Origin of the sequence: Arthrobacter sp. UYEF36, from assembly GCF_040547025.1 — a bacterium.
Lineage (GTDB): Bacteria > Actinomycetota > Actinomycetes > Actinomycetales > Micrococcaceae > Arthrobacter.
The window spans coordinates 115,837-136,112 of record NZ_JBEPOX010000006.1; the positions used below are offsets into that span (position 1 = coordinate 115,837).

Consider the following 20,276-nt stretch of genomic DNA (forward strand, 5'->3'; position numbering starts at 1 on the left):
GGTAAAGAAGTTACGCCGTCGCGCCGTTTGGTTGCTTGGCCCAGACCCCGATAATCCAGTGAGGGTGCGCGCATGAGTTTGCCCACTACCGAAGTCCACCCCGGACCGCAGCCGCAGGAGCTGCCCGCCTCTGCCGCCACGACGAAACACCTTGTGGTGAAGAAGTTCGGCGGTTCCTCCGTGGCGGATGCCGAGGGCATTAAGCGCGTGGCCCGGCGCATCGTGGATGCCCAGAACGCCGGCGACGAAGTGGTCGTGGTTGTCTCCGCCATGGGCGACACAACCGATGAGCTCCTCGACCTCGCCGCACAGGTCACCGATTCCGCGCCGGCCCGGGAAATGGACATGCTCCTCTCCGCCGGGGAACGCATCTCGATGGCCCTGCTGGCCATGGCCATCAACAAGTTCGGCGCCTCGGCCCAGTCCTTTACCGGCTCCCAGGCCGGTATGATCACCGACGGGATCCACGGCAAGGCCCGGATCATCGACGTCGACCCGCACCGCATCCGGACCGCCCTGGACAAGGGCCACATCGCGATCGTCGCGGGCTTCCAGGGCATGAGCCGCACCACCAACGAAATCACCACGCTCGGCCGCGGCGGTTCCGACACGACGGCAGTGGCGCTGGCCGCCGCCCTCGACGCGGACGTGTGCGAGATCTTCACGGACGTCGACGGGATCTACACAGCCGATCCGCGCGTCGTACCGTCCGCCCGCAAGATCGACCGAATCTCCAGCGAGGAAATGCTTGAGCTGGCGGCGTCCGGCGCCAAGATCCTGCACCTGCGCTGCGTCGAGTACGCTCGCCGTTTCGGCGTGCCGCTGCATGTCCGTTCGTCATTTAGCCAGAACGAAGGCACCTGGGTCATGCCCGGCGCCGACGATAAAATCACAACCCAAGAGGGAGTTGCCTTGGAGCAGCCAATCATCTCCGGTGTTGCACACGACCGTTCCGAGGCCAAGGTCACGGTTGTCGGGGTTCCCGACATCCCCGGCAAAGCTGCGGCGATCTTCCAGGTCATCGCCGATTCGCACTCGAACATCGACATGATCGTCCAGAACGTTTCCACCCACGGCACAGGCCGGACCGACATCTCGTTCACGCTGCCGATCGTCGAGGGCGCCGACGCCCTGGCCGCCCTGCACGCCGCACAGGACCGGATCGGCTTCGAAACCATCGAGTACAACGAAAAGATCGGCAAGCTGTCGCTGATCGGCGCCGGCATGCGCTCCCACCCGGGCGTCTCGGCACGGTTCTTCGCCGCGCTCTCCGAGGCCGGGATCAACATCAACATGATCTCCACCTCAGAAATCCGGATTTCGGTCGTCACACACGCGGATCTGCTGGACGACGCCGTGCGCGCCATCCACAAAGCCTTCGACCTGGACAGCGAAGATGAGGCCACGGTGTACGGCGGTACCGGCCGCTGAGCCACCCCGGCCGAGCATTGGCCCGCGGGCATTAACTAACGAAGGGAGCGGCATCGGCCGCTCCCTTCGTTATGCCCTCGCAGGGCGCTGCTCAGACTTCCTCTTTCGGGAGGTCTTCCTTTCGGACAGCGTAGTGATGTCCCTGCGCGTCGGTCTCCACTTCGAAACCGGCGAGCTCCATCTCAGAGGCTGACTCGTAGTCGTCGTGCTTGTGCATGACCGGCGCGGAAGTATCCCCCCGCGAGGCAGGCCCGAAAAGGAAGCGTGCCCATAACGACGGGTGCAGGTGCTGCCTGAGGGCGACCTTCTTCAGTGGAAGTGCCACAGTTCCCACCCCCTCTCCAGCGTCCGGGCCGCGGGGAGCGGCCATGGCTAAGTGCTGGTGCCAGTGACCTTATTTTACGCCCGGCGCCCGGGAAAGGCATGCGTTCAGCGCCCGGAAAATCCTCGGAGTAATGCGGCCCGACGTGACGGCCGGTAGCGGAGCCAGGCGGCGGCTTTTACCGCAGCGACTTGTCATCGGGGTTGCGGGGGACGACATAGGTGCTGCCGTCGGGGCGGTGGAGGGTCTCCCACTGCTGGGTTTCGGCTTCGCGCTGGGCCAGCAGTTCCCGGTTCCGCTCCGTCATCTCGTGTCCAATGTCGCTGCGGTTGGCCGGCCCGAAAATCATCCGGAGCCTGCCCGTTGCGCGCATGAACCTCTGCGAGGCGTTTTCGGCATTTTCCTTTGCCATCACTATCCACTCCTAAGAACGAGACGTTCCACCAGTGTACGCTAATGATTAGCACACTAACTATCTATGGAGGGCACCCGTGACAGATGTGACCGCAGGAACCCAGGACGACCTTCTGCTGGAGCACCAGCTCTGCTTCGCGCTCACGGTGGCCTCCCGCAGTGTCGTCGGCGCGTACAAGCCGGTGCTGGACAAGCTCGGACTGACCCACCCCCAGTACCTTGTGATGCTGTGCCTTTGGGAATCCAGTCCCCGCTCCGTTCGCGACATCAGCGGGGCCCTCGCCCAGGAGCCGGCAACGATTTCTCCGCTACTGCGCCGCCTGGAAGCGGCCGGGTTCATCACGCGCCAGCGCGTGCCAGGCGACGAGCGCACCCTTGCCGTGGGCCTGACCCCGCAGGGCGCCGCGCTGCGGCAGCAGGCCACCGCCGTGCCCGGCACCATGATGGACCGGCTGGGCCTGACCCGTGAGCAGGTCACCCAGCTGCACACCTCCATGATGGACCTGATTGCGGCCACAAAGACCGACTCCTTCGGCCCGCCCCGGCGGTAGACTGGGCAAAACACAGGAGGTCTGCTGATGCGCAAGCAACTGAGCCACGCGGCGCTCGTTCTGATGGCGGTGGCCGGATTGGCCGCCTGCACGCCGGGCGGCGGAACCCCCTCGCCGTCGGCCACGGCCCCCGGGACGACGGGCGGGACCAGCCCCTCCGCGACGGTCACCCCCTCGCCGGACGCCGAAACAAAGACCCCTGCCCCTTCGCCGTCAGCCGCGCCCGTGACCTCTGGCCCCGGGCAGGGCAACGCCGAACTCGCGATTATGGTCAAGCCATCCGAGACTGGCACACCCGCGAACTTCACACTCGTCTGCCTGGACGGCGTCCCGGCCGCCGAGAGCCAGCATCCCGATGCTGCCGCGGCCTGCCTCGCCGTGAAGAACAATGCCGCGCTGCTCAGCCCCGCGCCCCGGCCAACGGACCAGGCCTGCACCATGCAGTACGGCGGCCCGCAGGAGGCCACGGTCACCGGGGTCGTGGACGGCCTGCCGGTTGAAACGACTTTCACCCTGCGCGACGGCTGCGAGATCGCCGCCTGGAACGCCGCCAGGGACGTCCTTGGCTCCACCGGCGGGGCTGTCTAAGCTGCACGCTCTCCCCCAGGAAGCCTGGCTGCCGCTCCAGGCCGTGCACCAGTCGCGCGTGCGGCGCTACGCGGATCCCTACCTCGCCCGCCGGTCCGCCGGCAGGAAGCACCCGGTTGAGGACTTCCTCTTCACCTACTACACCCAAAAGCCGGGCCAGCTGCTGCGCTGGCACCCGGGCGCCGGCGTCGTACTCTCCGGTTCGGCCGCGGCAGAGCGCGCCGGCTGGAAGTACTACCGCACGCCCGACGACGGCGAACTCGAAGCCGCCGGGCTGCCGGCGGGCAGCACAGCCATCACGGTCGACGTCGAGGCGTTTGTCCGGGACCGGCGGGACGCGCTGCACTTCGCCGGGACCATCCTGGCCGGGACGGCGGCACGGCCGGCGCAGTTCGGCTGCTTCGGGCTGCACGAGTGGGCCATGGTCTACCGGCAGGACAAATTCGAGCTCCGGCACGAGTACCTCCAGCTGCGGCTCGGCTCCGAACGGACCGACGAGGTGGTGGAGGAGAACCGGATCCGCTGCTCGCACTTTGATGCCTTCCGCTTCTACACTCCGGACGCCGTGCCGCTGAACAGCCTGGCGCCGAGCCGGGAGAACCAGCGGAGCATGGAACAGCCCGGGTGCCTGCACGCCAACATGGACCTGTACAAGTGGGCCTACAAACTCTCCCCGCTGCTGCCCAGCGAGCTGGTGATGGACTGCTTCGAACTCTCCTGGCGGATCCGGGCCATGGATATGCAGGCGTCACCCTATGACTTGCTGGAGTGGGGCTATCCCGCGATCCTGATCGAAACCGCCGAAGGCAAAGCCGAGTACGTCGAATACCAGCGGGCTTTTTCCGCCGAATCGCAGGAACTGCGGCACCGGCTGCTGCAGGAGCTCACGCCCCTGCTCGAGTCGGTGGCCAACCCTGCCCCCGAAAGCTTGGAAGGACAGCAATGACTGCCACCCGCCACGAGATCGACCTCACCATCCGCCTGACCGAGGCCCCCGGCGCACCCGAACACGTATTCCGCCTCGAGGCAAGCGGCGATACCCTCACGGAGGGGTGCACGCTGCCGGATTCCGCCGCCGCCCTCGCGGCGGTCACGCAGCACGGGGAGGACATTTTCTTCCCCAAGCCCGGCCCGCCGAAGATGTGCACCCAGCAGTACGGCGGACCCCAGGTGGCCGTGGTGACGGGCTGGTTCCTGGGCCTCGAGGTCAACAGCGAGTTCAGCCGCACCGACGGCTGCGAAATCGCCCGCTGGCGCGCGATGGCGCCGCTGCTGGGCGGGGTTGCGGGCTCGACCGGCGCGATCTGAGTTGCCGCCGCTGACCGTCGGTCCGGCGGCGGCCCACCGGCGGCCTGAACGGCAACGGCAGCTTAAAGGCCAGTGGCCGGCGGTGGAAACCGCCGGCCACTGGCCTTTGCTGTCAGGGTGGGACGCCGCCTAGATGGCGTTGTTCGGGCGGTCCAGCTCCTGGTTCAGGAACTTGGACTGCTCGGCTGAGCCCTCCGACGTCGGCGCCACCGCAGTCTCGCCGGCACCGGTCACGACGACGCTGACAAACGTCGGCTCGCTGGTTCCGGCGAAGGTGACCCGCCCGATGTAGGAGCCGGGCTCAAGGCCGGTCCAGTTCAGCGTGACCTTGCCGGCCTCCCCGTTGGGAAGCACCAGCGGGTTGGGCGTGAGCGTTGCATTGTTCTCATTGGCGCCGAGGACAGCCGCGTCCACCAATGCCTTGCGTGCCAGGCCATCCGGGCTGGAGTACAGGTTCGCGTAGATCGTGTACGAGCCGGCAGCCGGGTTCGGAATCGACAGCGTCTCACTGGCCGACGCCGTGGCAACCTGCTCGACACCCCTGGGGGTAACGACCCACATGTCGAAGTCCGAGGCCGGGTCGGAGGAGATGACCGAGAACTTGGCCAGCGGGACACCGGCAGGGACCTGCACGGTCTTGACGAAGGTCGAGGCGTCGGCGCGGCCTGTAAACGGCCCCGGGATCAGCTCCACTGCGGAGGAATCCGCCTTTGACAGCCCATCCAGCGTCATGGAGGTCGGCTTGTCCGTGCCGGAGACAACGTTGATGTCACCGGATCCGGTGCCGGACTCCGAGGTGAAGGAGATGTCCTTGGCAGCCACGACAGACTGCGGACGGACCGAGATGGGCGAGGTGACGGTCTTGCCTGCACCCTCCCAGCTCAGGGAGCCCATGGCGAACTGGCCCAGGGCGGCGCCCTTGTTCTCGAAGCTCACCGTGAACGTCTTCTTTTCGCCGGCGGCCTTGAAGTTCAGGGCGGCCGGAGCCACGCTGACCTTGATTCCGGGCACATTGGCTTTGACCTTGTAGACGCCCGGGGTCAGGGCGGTCAGCGTGCGGGTCACGGTGATTTTTCCGGTGAGGTTGCCCAACGAGAAGGACGGCACGTTCATGTCCCGCGGCAGCGTGCTGGACGGCAGTCCCAGGTTGACGCCCGTGCCCTGGATGAACTTCAGGTAGTCATCAAGGTTCGCGTCGTAGGCCAGACCCGGATCGACCATGCGTGCCGGGTCCACCTGGCCTGCGCCGGTGGCGTGGACATCGGTGTTCTTGGAGCCGTCGGCCTTGACTACATCGCCCGCTGTGGTCATCATGGCGGACTTGACCGTGGCCGGGGACCAGTTCGGGTTCTTGCCCAGGAGCAGGGCGCCGAAACCGGCAACGTGCGGCGCGGCCATGGAGGTGCCGGACATGAATCCGAATTCGTCGCCACCCGTGCCGATGGGTGAGACACCGGCCAGGACTGCGACGCCGGGAGCGGCGACATCAGGCTTCAGCAGATCGGAGGCGGTCGCCAGCAGCGGCCCGCGGGAGGAGAACCCGGCAATCTGCGGCTGGGCTTCCAGCGGCAGCCCGGTGGTGTCCTTGCTCACCAGAGAAACGGTGCTGGTCGGGTCGGCGGTGACCTTGGCCTTGATCGCCTCGGTGGCCGGCGGGTTCACGTGGACGGTCGGGACGGCATGCTTGTCCGTGTCCAGCGAGGAACTGCTGAGGTTCACGAGGATCATGCCGACGCCGCCGCCGCGGGCGACTTCAGCGCTCTTGGCGACGCGGTCGAAGACGCCGCGGTCACAAACGACGACCTTGCCGGAAACCTTGGCGGGCTCCAGCGTGTCCGGGCCACAGAGTGCCGCGTTCGGGGTGCCCGCCGTGATGGCCGCGTTGGCAGCGAGCACGACGCCGGCGTCCTTGACCTCTTTGTTCATGATGCTGGCGCCGCGGAACTTGGTGCCGTCGGCGAATTCAATCGTGCCCTGAAGCTCCTGGGAGAAGCTGCTGGCCGCAACCGTGGTGACCCAGGGGCCGCCGTGGTTGACGGTGCTGGCCGTCGGACCGGAGTTTCCGGCCGACGCGGCCACGAAGATTCCTGCGGCGGAAGCGTTCAGGAAGGCCACCGAAACGGGGTCGATCACGGAGGTCGCGGAGCCGGAGATGGAGTAGTTCAGCACATCCACCCCGTCCTCCATGGCCTGCTCGACGGCGGCAACGGACGAGGAGCTGTAGCAGCCGCCGGTGTTCGGGTCGGTATCTTCCCAGCAGACCTTGTACACGGAAAGCTTGGCAGCCGGCGCGATGCCGCTGGTCAGGCCGAAGCTGCGTCCGTCGACGAACGTCTCGACGTTGGCGTTGCCCACCGCGGTGCTGCCCGTGTGGGTGCCGTGGCTGTCGACGTCAACCGGGGACAGCAGCTCCTGCGGAGCACGGTCGGCCGGGGAAACGTACTTGAGGAAATCCTCGGCGAAGTAGTGCGCGCTGAGGACCTTGGAGTTGCAGGCCGAACCGTCGAAGTCCTGGCCCGTCTGGCACTCGCCAACGAAGGTGTCGCCGTCGGACTTGAGCATCGCAATCTTGCCGTCCGCCGTCTTGTACGGCACGCCGACGACGGGATCGCCGACGAGGGGCTTGACCTCTTCGCCCTTGAAGAAGGCGCTGTCCGGGGTGTAGCCGGTGTCGATGACACCGACGACGACGCCCTTGCCGGCGCCGTCCTGGCCGCCGAATTTGGTGTTCCACGTGCCGTTTTCGCCGCTGAGCTTCAGGAAATCGGTGCTGGAGTAATCCGGGGCGTTTTCCGTGTCAGGGGAAACCACCAGGACGCTGGGATCCTTGGCGAGCTTGACGGCCTGGTCGGTGGTGAGCGCGGCGCTGAAGCCATTGACCGCGGCGGAGAACTGGCGCTGGATCTGGATGCCCTGCTGCCCGGCGACCTCGGCCTGCTTCTTCTCCAGGTGGGCCCGGTACTTCTTGACCTCGGCTTTCCCTGCCTCGAGTTTCTTGCCTGCAGCCGGCTTGGTGGCCGCAAAACCTGGCGTGCTGCCTTCGTAGCTCGCTGCGGGTTTTTCAGCCAACTGGACGATGTAGCGCCCGTCCGGGTAGCTGCTGGGATCCAGGTTCTTCTGTGCAACTTGCGCAACGGTGGATCCCGGTGCCGCGGTAGCGGGCGCGATCGCGACTGTTGACAAGAGAACCGGCAAGCCCAGGGTCAGTGCCACGGCCCTCCGGAGTCCCCCGCTTCGAAGGAAGCTCTTTCCTGGTGATTTCACGTGTGGTTGAACCTTTCATAAGGAACGGTCCCGACGTTGCTGCCGGGTCAAAGGACTGGCAGGACAGAAAGAGCTGAGACTCTCACGGCCCCGACGGATACCAGCCGATTCATACAGTACAGACTGAGAGCCAGATATGACATAGGCCACAAAGAGGAAATCAAAATTTGTCAAACAAATCGACAATACCCAGCGGGACGGCGGCGCCGGACGGGCGCGGACGGCCCGGTCGGGCGGGCGGATCTGGCGCGAATCAGGGCGCCCCGGCCTGCTACTCGCGGGGAGTTCTGACCACTTCACTGATCCAGGCGCGGGTTTTTTCATCCAGGGGCCCGGCCACATTGCTTTCCCGGGCCTTGCGGTCCGCCTTGATCTTCTGCAGGACCATCCGGCCCAGGCCGGCGAAAACAGCAGCAGCAACCACGGGTAGGACCAGGGACTTCGATTTCTCAGACATGCGCACATCCTACTGACGGCGCACCGGGGTGACCATAGACCGGCGCAGGCCACGCCGGGCCACCGGGCCCCACCGGGCAGGTCCACAGCCGGCGTCCCCGGCCGCCGGGCGGGCCTCGTTCACACTCCCCGCCCCGAATGCGGCCGCACGCCCCGCGGCCGGTAGAATGGGGATGCAAGCTCGCGGAGCGCCCTTTCATGTTGTCCTCACCACACAGCGGATCGGCGTGAGACGGCACCACTCCGCTGCGCCCTTACCCAATGCTCACGCACAGGAGTTGCCGGATGCCCCGGATCGTTGTCGACGTCATGCCCAAGCCCGAGATTCTCGACCCGCAGGGGAAGGCCATCGTGGGTGCACTCCCCCGCCTGGGCTTCACCGCTTTTAGTTCTGTCCGTCAGGGCAAGCGCTTTGAACTCACGGTCGATGGCGAGGTGACGGAGGAGATCCTGGCCCAGGCCCGGAACGCCGCCGAGACCCTGCTGTCCAACCCGGTCATCGAGGACGTCGTCAACGTCGAGGTCGTCGAGGCCTGAGATGACTGAACTTCCCCTGATCGGCGAGGCCGTCGCCGTCGCTGCTGAACCCGGGCTCGCGGGTGCAAAGATCGGCGTCGTCACTTTCCCCGGCACCCTGGACGACCGCGACGCCGTCCGCGCGGTCCGCCTGGCCGGCGCTACCCCGGTGCCCCTCTGGCACGCAGACACCACCCTCGGTGACGTCGACGCCGTCGTGATTCCCGGCGGGTTCTCCTACGGCGATTACCTGCGGGCCGGCGCCATTTCACGGTTCGCGCCGCTGATGGCCAAGATCATCGACGCCGCCAACTCGGACGCCAGGCTGCCCGTTCTGGGCATCTGCAACGGCTTCCAGATCCTCACCGAATCGCACCTGCTGCCCGGCTCGATGATCAAGAACGACGGCCTGCTGTTCATGTGCCGCGACCAGATCCTGCGCGTGGAGAACAACACCACCGCCTGGACCCGGGACTACGCCGCCGGCCAGGAAATCACGGTGCCGCTGAAGAACCAGGACGGCCAGTACATCGCGGACGAGAAGACCCTCGATGCCCTGGAGGCCGAGGGCCGGGTCGTGTTCCGCTACGTCGGCTTCAACCCGAACGGCTCCCGCCGCGACATCGCCGGCATCTCCAACGCCGCAGGCAACGTGGTGGGCCTCATGCCGCACCCGGAGCACGCCGTGGAGACCGGTTTCGGCCCCGAAAACGGCTCCGGCACCGAGGGCCTCGGCTTCTTCACCTCTGTACTGAACAAGATCGTGGGAGACAACAAATGACGGAGACGTCGACTGGCCGGACGGCCGGCACCGCCACCGGGACCAAGAAGTTCAACATCGACACCGTCGAGAACGCGGCCAAGACCCCGGACACCGAACTCCCCTGGGCCGAGCTGGGCCTGAAGCAGAACGAGTTCGACGAGGTCGTCAAGGTCCTGGGCCGCCGCCCGACCGGCGCCGAGCTGGCCATGTACTCCGTAATGTGGAGCGAGCACTGCTCCTACAAATCCTCGAAGAACCACCTGCGCCAGTTCGGCGACAAGGTCACCGACGAGATGAAGAAGGACATGCTGGTGGGCATCGGCGAAAACGCCGGTGTCACGAACCTGGGCGACGGCTGGGCCGTGACGTTCAAGATTGAGTCCCACAACTCGCCGTCGTTCGTGGAGCCGTACCAGGGTGCCGCGACCGGCATCGGCGGCATTGTCCGCGACATCATCTCCATGGGCGCCCGCCCGGTGGCTGTGATGGATCCGCTGCGTTTCGGCGCCATTGACCACCCGGACACGGCCCGCGTTATGCACGGCGCCGTGGCCGGCATCGGCGGCTACGGGAACTCCCTGGGCCTGCCGAACATCGGCGGCGAAATGGTCTTCGACTCGGTGTACCAGGGCAACCCGCTGGTCAACGCCCTCGCCGTCGGCGTCATGCGGCACGAGGACATCCGTCTCGCCAACGCGTCCGGCAAGGGCAACAAGGTGGTGCTCTTCGGCGCCCGCACCGGCGGCGACGGCATCGGCGGCGCCTCCGTGCTGGCCTCGGAGTCCTTCGATGACACCAAGCCGTCCAAGCGCCCCGCGGTCCAGGTCGGCGACCCCTTCGCCGAGAAGGTTCTGATCGAATGCTGCCTCGAGCTGTTCAAGGGTTCCCTGGTTGAGGGCATCCAGGACCTCGGCGCTGCCGGCATTTCCTGCGCGACGTCCGAGCTTGCCTCCAACGGCGACGGCGGAATGGAAGTGGAACTGACCTCGGTCCTGCTCCGCGACCCGACCCTGACCCCGGGCGAAATCCTGATGTCCGAGTCGCAGGAACGCATGATGGCCGTGGTCACCCCGGAGAACGTCGCTGCGTTCGAAGCGGTCATGGACAAGTGGGCCGTGGAGTACTCCTGGCTGGGCGAGGTGACGGATACCGGCCGCCTTATCATCACGTGGGAAGGCGTGGTCATCGTCGACGTCGACCCGCGCACCGTGGCCCACGACGGTCCGGTCTACGACCGCCCCTATGCCCGCCCCGAGTGGCAGGACGCCGTGCAGGCCGATGCCTTCACTGGGTCCGTGCAGGATGCCGGCCGCCCGTCCGCCCCCGCGGAACTGGCCGCCGCCATCACCGAACTCGTCGCCTCACCGAATATGTGCGACAAGTCCTGGATCACCAACCAGTACGACCGCTACGTCGGCGGCAACACCGCCATGGCGTTCCCGGACGACGCCGGCGTGGTCCGGGTGGACGAGGAAACCGGCCTGGGCGTTGCCCTGGCCACCGACGCCAACGGCCGCTACACCTACCTCGATCCGTACCACGGCGCGCAGTTGGCGCTGGCCGAGGCGTACCGCAACGTGGCCACCTCCGGTGCCGTGCCGATGGCGGTCAGCGACTGCCTGAACTTCGGCTCCCCCGAGGACCCCGACGTGATGTGGCAGCTGGCCGAAGCCATCCGCGGCCTGTCGGACGCCTGCATGGTGCTGGGCATCCCGGTCACGGGCGGCAACGTCTCGCTGTACAACCAGACCGGTTCTGTCCCGATCCACCCGTCCCCCGTGGTGGCGGTGCTCGGCAAGTTCGACGACGTCGCCCGCCGCACACCGTCGGGCTGGAAGGAAGACGGCCAGGCCATCTACCTGCTCGGCACGACGGCAGCGGAACTGGACGGCTCGGAATGGTCCAACATGCGCGGACACCTCGGCGGGCTTCCGCCCAAGGTTGACCTCGCCGCGGAACGCGCCCTGGGCGAAATCCTGATCAACGCCTCCCGCGACGGCATGGTGGACTCGGCGCACGATCTCTCCGAAGGCGGCCTCGCTGCGGCCCTGGTGGAGTCCTCGCTGCGCTACGGCGTGGGTGCCCGGATCGCACTCCAGGACGTCCTGGACCGCGACGGCGTGGACCTGTTCACGGCGCTGTTCTCCGAGACGCAGGGCCGCGCGGTCGTAGCCGTGCCCCGCTCCGAGGAGATCCGGTTCAAGGACATGTGCACCGCCCGCAGCTTCCCGCACCTCCGGATCGGCGTCGTGGACGCTGAGGGCGGCACGCTGGAGATCACCGGCGTCGAGACCATGAACCTCAAGTCGCTCCGCGAAGCCCACGAGGCGACCCTGCCGAAGTACTTCGGCTGACCTCACCCCCAAAGCAACGCGGGGTCACTTACCGCCCATAAATCCCCTCGGGATGGGCGCTAGGTGACCCCGCGTTGGTTGTTGGTGGGTTAGTCGTCGCTGCGGAGTTCTCGCTGGCGGGCGCTGAGTAGTTCCAGTTCCGGGCGGGCCGCGACGAAGCGTTCGACGGCGGCAAGCACCTCGACGAGGTGCGCCCGGTCCGCCGCGACCAGCCCGACGCCGATAACGGTGCGGCGGTGCTGCTCTTGCAGTCCGGCTTCGGTCACGGAGACCTCGAAGCGGCGCTTGAGCTCGGCGAGCACCGGGCGCACGACGGAGCGCTTCTCCTTCAGGCTGTGGACGTCGCCGAGGAGGACGTCGAATTCAATCCAGCCAATCCACATGCATTAATCCTAGCGAGTGCAGGTTAGATGGTGAGTTCGCCCATCCGGTCCCAGCCCTCGCCGTCGAACTGGCGGCTGATGATCTGCGGCGTCTCCCGCAGGGCCTGGGGCATGTCCGCCATGGCCTGCTTGAAGTGTGCGCTGTTGACGTGGTCTCCGGCGGCGTCGTCCTTGAAGGCCTCGACCAGGACGAATTCGTTGGGGTCCTCCACGCTGCGGGACCAGTCGAACCAGAGGTTGCCCGGTTCCCGGCGGGTGGCCTGGGTGAAATCCTCCACGAGTCCTAGCCAGCGGTCGGACCAGTCAGGCTTGACCTTGAATTTAACGACAATGAAGATCACGGGGATTTCCTTTCGGTGGGGCGGGACGGTGTTCCATTCTTGCAACAGGACAACGCGGGGTCACATCCGGCCCATCGCGGGGGCTTTGACGGACCGTAAGTGACCCCGCGTTGCAGTTGAGGGAGGGGGTCTGCAGGCGCTGATCGCCTCGCGGGCCAGTTCCTGCTGCCGCGGGGTGCCGACGCGTTCCGCCCACTGCCCGGCGAGCCGGAACTCCACCATCGCCTCGGCGCAGCGCCCGGCCTCGTGCAGCGTCCAGCCCAGGTTGCTGTGCAGGGTCACGATCCACTGTTTGGTCCGCTCGTCGCGCACGGTGGACGCGTATTCCAGGGCGCTGCGGGTCCAGGTCCCGGCGTGGGCTGAATCCGCGATGGCGAGCATGTGCAGTGCGTCCACAGCCAGGAATTCCTCGCCCAGATGGTCCGCGAGTTCCGCGGCCTGTTCCAAGAGCGGCACGGCCATCTCCGCGTGGCCGCCGGAGGTCAGCACCCGGCCGCGTTCCAGCAGCACGCGGACGGCCACGGTGGGCTCATCGCCGTCGACCGCGTCCAGCAGCGCGTCGGCTTCCTCGAACCGGCCCTGCAGGCCGATGGCACGGCCCAGCTGGGTGGCGAGCTCCGCGCGCTCGCCGGCGTCAAAGGACGGGTCGGCCGCTGCTGTCCGGAAGCGGGCTTCGGAGGCCTGCGGATCCTCAAAATTCCATAGTTCATCAAGGGTGGTTTGGTGCAGCATTGCCTGCTCCTGATCAGCTCTCACCTGCGGCCAGTTGACGTGCACTGTCAATGTATCGGGAAGTGATGAGTCTTTGGGCGGCCCTGGCCACGAACCCGCCGGCTGCGTAGAACCAGTTGGAGTGCCTGCTGAAGGCGGTGATGGTGAAGGTCACGGCGCCGGCGGCATCGATGCCGACTTCAAACGCCTCCTCGCCGCGTTCCGGATGACCCGGGAGTGTGCCGTAGCCGAACCCTGCCGACTGCGGCGTGTTTCCGGGGGCCGGGCGGCGGACCCACACGACCTCGCACGGCGCCTTGATCCTGAAGGGTCCGATGCCGAATCCGCTGACAATCCGGGCGCCGGACTCGACCGACCAGGTTTCGGTCCGGACCCGCAGCCCGGACCGGCGCTGGATCTGCCAGTCGAGGATCCCGTCGGCAACACGGCGGTAGGTGTCGTACCCCTCGCCCAGGTGGACGCGGGTCTGGGACCGGTCGAAGCCCTCCGGCGAACGGCCTTCGCTGGTGAAGCCGATGCCGGGATAGTTCAATTCGCCCGGGGCGATCCGGGCGTTCATGCCCGGCCGCCGGACAGCCGCGCCCAGCCCAGCTGCCCCTGCTGGCGGCGGCTCAGTGAGGCCACCACAAGGTCGTAGGAATCCTCCACCATGTCCCGCACCGTCGCATCGGGCAGGGCCCCGTCCAGGCGCACACCGTTCCAGTGCGTCTTGTTCATGTGCCACGCTCCGGTGATCTCCGGGTGCGCGGCGCGCAGCTGTTCGGCCAGGGCGGGCTCGCACTTCAGGCTGACGGATAAGTCGGCCGCCGCCAGGGCGGAGAGGGCGAACATCTTTGCGCCGCCGCGGGCACCGCCTGACACCGCGGCCCGGACCTTGAAGACCGACGTCTCCGGGCCAAACGGGAAGTCCTCGAAGGCGCCGGGAAAGCCCAGGCAGATTCCCCGGAGTGCAGCTGCATCCATGCCCTGAGCCTACTGGCCGGCCCGGACATTGTGCAGGCACTGGTGCAGCGACCCGGCGCAGGGGCCCTCCTGCTCCAGGCGACCGGTCAGAGGCCGAAGCGCCTTGCGTCCTGCGCCGGGCAGGCGTTCATGATGACGTCGAGCCCGGCGGCTTTCGCCCGCGCCGCGGCTGCTTCGTCGATGACGCCCAGCTGCAGCCAGACGGCCTTGGCGCCGACGGCGATCGCCTGATCCACCACGGCCCCCACCTTGTGGGAATTCACAAAGCAGTCGACGACGTCGACCGGCTGCTTCTCGGCGGGGATGTCGGCGAGGGCGGCGTAGCCGGTTTCCCCGTGCACGGGATCGGCGGGCAGGTTCACCGGGATGATCTCCATCCCGAGCCGGTCCCGGATGAACAGGGACGTGTCATAGGCGGCACGCCACTGATTCTTGGACAGCCCGACAATGGCCCACCGCCCCTTGGTGCGCATGAGCTTCTCGAGGACTGCCGGATCGTTGACGTGGGCCATAAGCACAGCCTATCCGCCACGGTGCCGGCGGGGCGGCAAGGACCCCGCACGCCCGCTGCGAACAATCGACCGGCGCACCGGCCGCGGGCAGGGCCGCGCCGAATATTACGCAGGAAAACCAGCCCCATTTGGGAAAAAGCGCCGATTCCGTTTTAGTTGGAAACGACCATCCCGAGCGGCCGAGAGACCTGGATCGATGAAGCCGCAGCAACCCTGGTCGCCGTTATCCGTCCCTGGATGCCGGCGATAGCAAGGTATGGAGCCAAGGGAACCACCGGACTGACCACCCGGTACGAAGGCTCATTCCGTAGGGTGCTACTGCCAGGACCGATGGAGTATCCCTATGACTGCTGTCCTGTCCTCCTCCGCGCTTGAGACGTCCCTGGACGCCCCCGCCGGAGCCGCCACCCGCACCCCGGCCCTGCCGGTTGCCTTCCGTTCGCTGCGGCGGACCTTCGGAACCGGCCACGAGGCCCACACCGTCCTGCGCGACGTTGATTTCGAGATCCGCGCCGGGGAGGTCCTGGCCATCCTCGGCACCTCCGGCTGCGGCAAGTCCACGCTGCTCCGGGCAGCCGCCGGACTCGACTCCCCCACCGCCGGCAGCGTCGATATCGACGGCACACCCGTCCAGGGCATTGATTCCCGCTGCGCCTTTGCCTTCCAGGAACCGCGCCTTCTGCCGTGGCACACCCTGCAGGCCAATATCGCGATCGGTCTGCCCACCGGCATCAGCGCCCGGGACGGCAAGGCGAAGGTGGCACGGCTGCTCGAACTCGTGGGTCTCACGGATTTCGCCAAGCACCGCCCCCGGGAAGTTTCCGGCGGCATGGCCCAGCGCGCTTCACTGGCCCGGGCCCTCGCCCGCAACCCCGGCGTCCTGCTCCTCGATGAACCGTTCGGCGCGCTCGACGCGCTCACCCGGATCAAGATGCAGGACCTGCTGCTGGACATCCACCGTGCCGAGCCCACCACGGTGCTGCTGGTGACCCACGACGTCGACGAAGCCCTTCAGCTTGCCGACCGCATCATCGTGCTGGGCAAGGTAACCACCGCCGCTGAAACCTCCGCGGCGCCGGGCGCGACGATCGTCCGCACCGTGGCTGTCCCCGGCGAGCGCCCCCGGGACCGCGGTTCCGTGGAACTCGCACGGCTGCGGGCCTCGCTCCTGGAGACTCTCGGCGTCGACGGCCACTAGCCGCCGCGCCGCCCGGGTCGCCCTCGAAGTTCCCCGCCGGGAACGCCGCAGCCGCCGCTTGCGTGCGCCCGCCTGCACCACCCCCGTCACGCCTGTTCGCCTTTCGCTTCATTTCCCTTCATCCCTCAGAGGAGCCCCATGTCATTCGCCCGCAAAGCCACCCGCCGGTCCGTCATCGGTGCCGCCGCCGTCTCCGCCGCACTTGTCCTCACGGGCTGCGTCGCAGGAGAAGGTTCCGGCGGGGCCCCCGCGGCGAACGCCGCCGCCGAGAGCGGGACGCTCAACATCGACTTCGCCACCTACAACCCGCTGAGCCTGGTCATCAAGGAGAAGGGCTGGCTTGAGGCCTCCCTCAAGGACCAGGGCGTCACCGTCAACTGGGTCCAGTCCGCCGGGTCCAACAAGGCCAACGAGGCCCTGCGTTCGGGCGCGATCGACGTCGGATCCACCGCCGGATCCGCCGCGCTGCTGGCCCGCGCCAACGGTTCCCCGATCAAGACGATCGACATCTACTCCCAGCCGGAATGGGCGGCCCTGGTGGCGAAGGAGTCCTCGGGCATCACCACCGTGGCTGACCTCAAGGGCAAGTCCGTGGCCGCGACCAAGGGCACGGACCCGTACTTCTTCCTGCTGCAGTCACTCTCCGAAGCCGGGATCTCCGCCAAGGACGTCACGGTGCAGAACCTGCAGCACGCGGACGGCCGTGCCGCGCTGGAAAACGGCTCGGTGGATGCCTGGTCCGGGCTGGACCCGATCATGGCCGGCGCGGAGCAGAAGGGCGCCAAACTCTTCTACCGGAACCTCTCGTTCAACACCTACGGCTTCCTGAACGCCACGGAATCGTTCCTGGAGGCCAGGCCGCAGCAGGCGCAGGCCGTCGTCAACGCCTACGAGAAGGCACGCGCCTGGGCCGCCGCCAACCCGGACGAGACGGCCCGGATCCTCGCCGAGGTCGCCGGCCTGGACCTCGCCGTCGCGAAGACCGTGGTGCTGGAGCGCAGCAACCTGGACGTGGACCCGGCACCGGGCGAGGCCCAGCGCACTGTGCTGGCGAAGATCGGCCCCACGTTCGTGGAGACCGGCGATGTCGCCAGCCAGCAGCAGATCGACGACGCCGTCGCCTCCCTTCTTGATGACTCGCTGGTGAAGAAGGCGGACGCGTCCGCCATCAAGGATTCCTGATGACACAGCTCAGTGATCCGGCCGTCACCGGCACCAATGTTGCGGACGGGCGCGCTGCAGCCGTCCCCGCAACTCCAGCAGACGCCGCCCAGCCGGGCCCGCCCCTCGCGGGTGCGGGCGGCTCCCCGGCGAACGGATGGTCCCCCGCCGGGATCCTGGCCAACGGCTGGGCGCGTCTGCTCCTTGGATTGATCATTCCCGCTGCGGTGCTGGCCGCCTGGCAGCTGTCCACGGCGGCCGGGGTGTTCAGCGTGGTCCAACTCCCGCCGCCGGCCATGGTGCTGGAGGCCGGACTCGACCTCCTGCAGCGCGGGCAGCTCGGCCAGCACATCGCGATCTCCACCCAGCGTGTGCTGATTGGCTTCGCCGCCGGCGCGGCCCTGGGCCTCGTGTTCGGATCCCTGGTGGGCCTGTCCAGGTTCGCGGACGCCCTGCTCGCACCGACCATCGGCGCGCTCCGCGCCGTCCCGTCGCTGGCGTGGGTGCCGCTGCTGATTTTGTGGATGAGGATCGGCGAGGACTCCAAGATCACCCTGATCCTTATCGGTGCCTTCTTCCCCGTCTTCACCACCGTGTCCCTGGCGCTGCGCCACGTGGACCGGAACCTCGTGGAAGCGGCCCGCGCCTTTGGACTCAAGGGTGTGAAACTGCTGACCACCGTCCAGCTTCCGGCCGTGGTTCCGGCCGTGTTCTCCGGCCTCCGGCTGGCCCTGGCCCAGGCCTGGCTGTTCCTCGTCGCCGCCGAACTGATCGCCTCCTCGATGGGGCTCGGGTTCCTGCTCACGGATTCGCAGAACAACGGCCGCACGGACCGGCTGCTGCTGGCAATCGTGCTGCTCGCCGTCATCGGAAAAATCACCGACGCCCTGCTGGGCCTTGCAGAGAAATGGGCGGTGAAACGATGGGCGTAAGCACACAAACAGCCCCGGCCAGTCACCCTGTGACGGAGGAAGAGCGCCTCTCCTTCTGGGAGCAAGCGGCCCTCCGGCTCGACTGGGAGGACGTGCCCGGGCAGGACCAGCCGTGGCACACCACCCACCGCCGGGTACCGGCCGACGTCGGCGCCGGCACCGGGCCGGATATCACCTGGTTCGAGGGCGGCAGGCTCAACGTCGCCTACAACTGCGTCGACCGCCATGTAGCGGCGGGACGCGGGGACAAGGTGGCCCTGCACTTCGAGGGCGAGCCCGGCGACCGCCGCACCATCACCTACGCCGAGCTGCAACGCGAGGTTTCGCGGGCCGCCAACGCCCTGCTGGACCTCGGCATCAGCAAGGGCGACCGGGTGGTCATCTACCTCCCGGTCATCCCGGAAACCGTGATCATCACACTGGCCGTGGCCCGCATCGGCGCCATCCACTCGCTCGTCTTCGGCGGTTTCTCCGCGGAGGCGCTCAAGTTCCGGGTGGAGGACACGGGCGCCAAGCTGCTCGTCACAACCGACGGGCAATTCCGCCGCGGCGTCGCCGTGCCGGTCAAGGACAACGCGGACGCGGCCGTCGCCGGGGACAACGCCATAGAGCACGTCCTGGTGGTCAACCGCACCACCGCACCGGACCTCCTGGACACCGTCCCGATGACCGGAGGCCGCGACGTGTGGTGGCACGACGCCGTCGGGCAGGCCTCCGCGGACCACACGCCGGAAGCGTTCGACGCCGAAACGCCGCTGTTCATCATGTACACCTCCGGCACCACCGGAAAGCCCAAGGGCCTGGTCCACACCTCGGGCGGCTACCTCACGCAGGCGTCCTGGAGCTTCGAGCACCTCTTCAGCAACCCGGATCCGGCCCTCCGCGACGACGATGTCCACTGGTGCACGGCCGACCTCGCCTGGGTCACGGCCCACACCTACGAGCTGTACGGCCCGCTCTCCAACGGCGCCACGCAGGTCATCTTCGAGGGCACCCCCAACACCCCGCACCCGGGCCGGCACTTCGAAATCATCGAACGCTACGGCGTCACGCAGTACTACACCGCGCCCACCCTGGTCCGCTCGCTGATGGGCTGGTTCCCGGACGGCGTTCCAGCCAGCTACGACCTCTCCTCCATCCGGCTGCTCGGCACGGTCGGCGAAGCCGTCAACCCCGAGGCGTGGCGCTGGTTCCGGGAGAACGTCGGGGCCGGCACAGCCCCCGTGGTGGACACCTGGTGGCAGTCCGAAACCGGCGCCACCATCCTCTCCCCCGCCCCGACCGACACCGCGTTCAAACCCGGCTGCGCGGCCCGGCCGCTGCCCGGCGTCAGCACCCGGATCGTGGACGGCGCCGGCAACACCGTACCGCCGGGCGCCCAGGGCTTCATCGTGGTGGACGCCCCCGGCCCCGCCATCGCCCGGACCGTATGGGGCAACCCGCAGCGCTACTTCGACTCGTACTGGCGCCAGTATGCCGCGCAGGGCTGGTTCCTCGCCGGTGACGGCGCCAAGTACGACGACGACGGCGACATCTGGATCCTCGGGCGGGTGGATGACACCCTCAACGTCTCCGGACACCTGCTCTCCACGATCGAGATCGAATCGGCCCTCGTCTCGCACCCGGACGTGGTGGAGGCCGGCGTCTGCCCGGTCGCGGACCCGAAGACCGGCCACGCCATCGTCGCGTTCGTCGTCCTTCGGGAATCGGCGGTAATCCCCTCCCGCCGCTTAGCGTTCACGGACTCCCCCGAGCTCGCAAGCTCGCCCGGGGACCCCGGTCCGATCACTTCACTCGCGCGTTCCTCGCTCGCGCGATGCGCGGCTACGGGGGAGATTTCCGCCGATTTGAAGGCCTGGGTCGGAGACAAGATCGGGCCGATCGCCAAGCCGCGCGACGTCGTCGTCGTTCCCGATGTGCCGAAGACCCGCAGCGGCAAGATCATGCGCCGGCTGCTGACCCAGCTGTTCGAAGGAACCACGCTGGGCGACACGACCTCGCTGCAGAACGAACCGTCGATCGCCGGCATCCAGACCGTCCTGCGTGAACGCAATGACAAAACCGAAATACCCCAGAAGTAAGGAACT

The 20,276-nt window shown here is 67.5% G+C and carries 22 protein-coding genes; 12 read left to right on the forward strand and 10 right to left on the reverse strand.

What is annotated here, in order from left to right:
- Window positions 1–72: 72 nt before the first annotated feature.
- Complete coding sequence (locus tag ABIB29_RS10845; RefSeq protein WP_354172634.1) at window positions 73–1,431, forward strand: aspartate kinase; 1,359 nt, start codon at window positions 73–75, stop codon at window positions 1,429–1,431.
- A gap of 91 nt (window positions 1,432–1,522) precedes the next feature.
- Here ABIB29_RS10845 and ABIB29_RS10850 read toward each other — a convergent pair whose 3' ends face one another.
- Both ABIB29_RS10850 and ABIB29_RS10855 read right to left on the reverse strand, forming a co-directional pair.
- Window positions 1,523–1,717 carry a hypothetical protein gene (locus ABIB29_RS10850; RefSeq protein WP_502915596.1) on the reverse strand — a complete coding sequence of 65 codons (195 nt, stop codon included), beginning with the start codon at window positions 1,715–1,717 and terminating at the stop codon, window positions 1,523–1,525.
- A gap of 214 nt (window positions 1,718–1,931) precedes the next feature.
- Window positions 1,932–2,165, reverse strand: a complete 234-nt coding sequence (locus ABIB29_RS10855) for a hypothetical protein (protein ID WP_354172638.1) — start codon at window positions 2,163–2,165, stop codon at window positions 1,932–1,934.
- 79 nt (window positions 2,166–2,244) lie between these two features.
- Here ABIB29_RS10855 and ABIB29_RS10860 point away from each other — a divergent pair, with 79 nt between their 5' ends.
- The 4 genes from ABIB29_RS10860 to ABIB29_RS10875 are packed head-to-tail and all read left to right on the forward strand — an operon-like array spanning window position 2,245 to window position 4,614.
- A complete protein-coding gene (locus tag ABIB29_RS10860; RefSeq protein ID WP_502915592.1) occupies window positions 2,245–2,718 on the forward strand; it encodes a MarR family winged helix-turn-helix transcriptional regulator in 474 nt (157 codons plus the stop codon).
- A 27-nt stretch (window positions 2,719–2,745) separates the two neighbouring features.
- Window positions 2,746–3,306: an SSI family serine proteinase inhibitor gene (locus ABIB29_RS10865; protein WP_354172640.1), complete on the forward strand. Its 561-nt coding sequence runs from the start codon at window positions 2,746–2,748 to the stop codon at window positions 3,304–3,306.
- Window positions 3,299–4,252 (forward strand): 3-methyladenine DNA glycosylase, encoded by a 954-nt coding sequence (locus tag ABIB29_RS10870; protein WP_502915597.1) that lies wholly within the window; start codon window positions 3,299–3,301, stop codon window positions 4,250–4,252. Before ABIB29_RS10865 ends, ABIB29_RS10870 begins: the two co-directional genes overlap by 8 nt.
- Entirely contained in the window at window positions 4,249–4,614 is a 366-nt protein-coding gene (locus ABIB29_RS10875; RefSeq protein ID WP_354172642.1) for a serine protease inhibitor, read from the forward strand. Before ABIB29_RS10870 ends, ABIB29_RS10875 begins: the two co-directional genes overlap by 4 nt.
- A 129-nt stretch (window positions 4,615–4,743) precedes the next feature.
- Here the strand turns inward: ABIB29_RS10875 and ABIB29_RS10880 are convergent, their stop codons facing one another.
- Complete coding sequence (locus ABIB29_RS10880) at window positions 4,744–7,827, reverse strand: S8 family serine peptidase (protein ID WP_502915593.1); 3,084 nt, start codon at window positions 7,825–7,827, stop codon at window positions 4,744–4,746.
- Between the two features lie 322 nt (window positions 7,828–8,149).
- A complete protein-coding gene (locus tag ABIB29_RS10885; protein WP_354172644.1) occupies window positions 8,150–8,335 on the reverse strand; it encodes a hypothetical protein in 186 nt (61 codons plus the stop codon).
- A gap of 284 nt (window positions 8,336–8,619) precedes the next feature.
- Between ABIB29_RS10885 and purS the strand changes: the two genes are divergently transcribed.
- From purS to purL, 3 genes are read left to right on the forward strand one after another with little or no spacing between them, the layout of a single operon-like run.
- Window positions 8,620–8,871 (forward strand): phosphoribosylformylglycinamidine synthase subunit PurS, encoded by a 252-nt coding sequence (gene purS, locus ABIB29_RS10890; RefSeq protein WP_011690410.1) that lies wholly within the window; start codon window positions 8,620–8,622, stop codon window positions 8,869–8,871.
- A gap of 1 nt (window position 8,872) precedes the next feature.
- Window positions 8,873–9,631 carry a phosphoribosylformylglycinamidine synthase subunit PurQ gene (gene purQ, locus ABIB29_RS10895; RefSeq protein ID WP_354172647.1) on the forward strand — a complete coding sequence of 253 codons (759 nt, stop codon included), beginning with the start codon at window positions 8,873–8,875 and terminating at the stop codon, window positions 9,629–9,631.
- Window positions 9,628–11,967 (forward strand): phosphoribosylformylglycinamidine synthase subunit PurL, encoded by a 2,340-nt coding sequence (gene purL / locus ABIB29_RS10900; RefSeq protein WP_354172649.1) that lies wholly within the window; start codon window positions 9,628–9,630, stop codon window positions 11,965–11,967. The genes purQ and purL overlap by 4 nt, the downstream gene beginning before the upstream one ends.
- Before the next feature lie 89 nt (window positions 11,968–12,056).
- Here purL and ABIB29_RS10905 read toward each other — a convergent pair whose 3' ends face one another.
- The 6 genes from ABIB29_RS10905 to ABIB29_RS10930 all read right to left on the reverse strand — a co-directional run bounded on the left by ABIB29_RS10905 (window position 12,057) and on the right by ABIB29_RS10930 (window position 14,898).
- A complete protein-coding gene (locus ABIB29_RS10905; protein WP_354172651.1) occupies window positions 12,057–12,350 on the reverse strand; it encodes a DUF503 domain-containing protein in 294 nt (97 codons plus the stop codon).
- Window positions 12,351–12,373: 23 nt separating this feature from the next.
- Window positions 12,374–12,691, reverse strand: coding sequence for a putative quinol monooxygenase (locus tag ABIB29_RS10910; protein ID WP_354172653.1), 318 nt, complete (start codon window positions 12,689–12,691; stop codon window positions 12,374–12,376).
- A gap of 60 nt (window positions 12,692–12,751) precedes the next feature.
- Window positions 12,752–13,423 carry a hypothetical protein gene (locus ABIB29_RS10915; protein WP_354172655.1) on the reverse strand — a complete coding sequence of 224 codons (672 nt, stop codon included), beginning with the start codon at window positions 13,421–13,423 and terminating at the stop codon, window positions 12,752–12,754.
- Between the two features lie 13 nt (window positions 13,424–13,436).
- A complete protein-coding gene (locus ABIB29_RS10920; RefSeq protein WP_354172657.1) occupies window positions 13,437–13,982 on the reverse strand; it encodes a DUF1990 domain-containing protein in 546 nt (181 codons plus the stop codon).
- Window positions 13,979–14,386 (reverse strand): MmcQ/YjbR family DNA-binding protein, encoded by a 408-nt coding sequence (locus tag ABIB29_RS10925; RefSeq protein ID WP_354172659.1) that lies wholly within the window; start codon window positions 14,384–14,386, stop codon window positions 13,979–13,981. The genes ABIB29_RS10920 and ABIB29_RS10925 overlap by 4 nt, the downstream gene beginning before the upstream one ends.
- A gap of 86 nt (window positions 14,387–14,472) precedes the next feature.
- Window positions 14,473–14,898: a CoA-binding protein gene (locus ABIB29_RS10930; protein ID WP_354172661.1), complete on the reverse strand. Its 426-nt coding sequence runs from the start codon at window positions 14,896–14,898 to the stop codon at window positions 14,473–14,475.
- 343 nt (window positions 14,899–15,241) lie between these two features.
- On the opposite strand from ABIB29_RS10930, the gene ABIB29_RS10935 reads away from it, so the two are divergent.
- From ABIB29_RS10935 to ABIB29_RS10950, 4 genes are all read left to right on the forward strand, one after another.
- A complete protein-coding gene (locus tag ABIB29_RS10935) occupies window positions 15,242–16,096 on the forward strand; it encodes an ABC transporter ATP-binding protein (protein WP_354172662.1) in 855 nt (284 codons plus the stop codon).
- Window positions 16,097–16,234: 138 nt separating this feature from the next.
- Window positions 16,235–17,278: an aliphatic sulfonate ABC transporter substrate-binding protein gene (locus ABIB29_RS10940; protein WP_354172664.1), complete on the forward strand. Its 1,044-nt coding sequence runs from the start codon at window positions 16,235–16,237 to the stop codon at window positions 17,276–17,278.
- Window positions 17,278–18,189 carry an ABC transporter permease gene (locus tag ABIB29_RS10945; protein ID WP_354172666.1) on the forward strand — a complete coding sequence of 304 codons (912 nt, stop codon included), beginning with the start codon at window positions 17,278–17,280 and terminating at the stop codon, window positions 18,187–18,189. The genes ABIB29_RS10940 and ABIB29_RS10945 overlap by 1 nt, the downstream gene beginning before the upstream one ends.
- Entirely contained in the window at window positions 18,180–20,270 is a 2,091-nt protein-coding gene (locus ABIB29_RS10950) for an acetate--CoA ligase (RefSeq protein WP_354172668.1), read from the forward strand. The genes ABIB29_RS10945 and ABIB29_RS10950 overlap by 10 nt, the downstream gene beginning before the upstream one ends.
- Window positions 20,271–20,276: the final 6 nt, after the last annotated feature.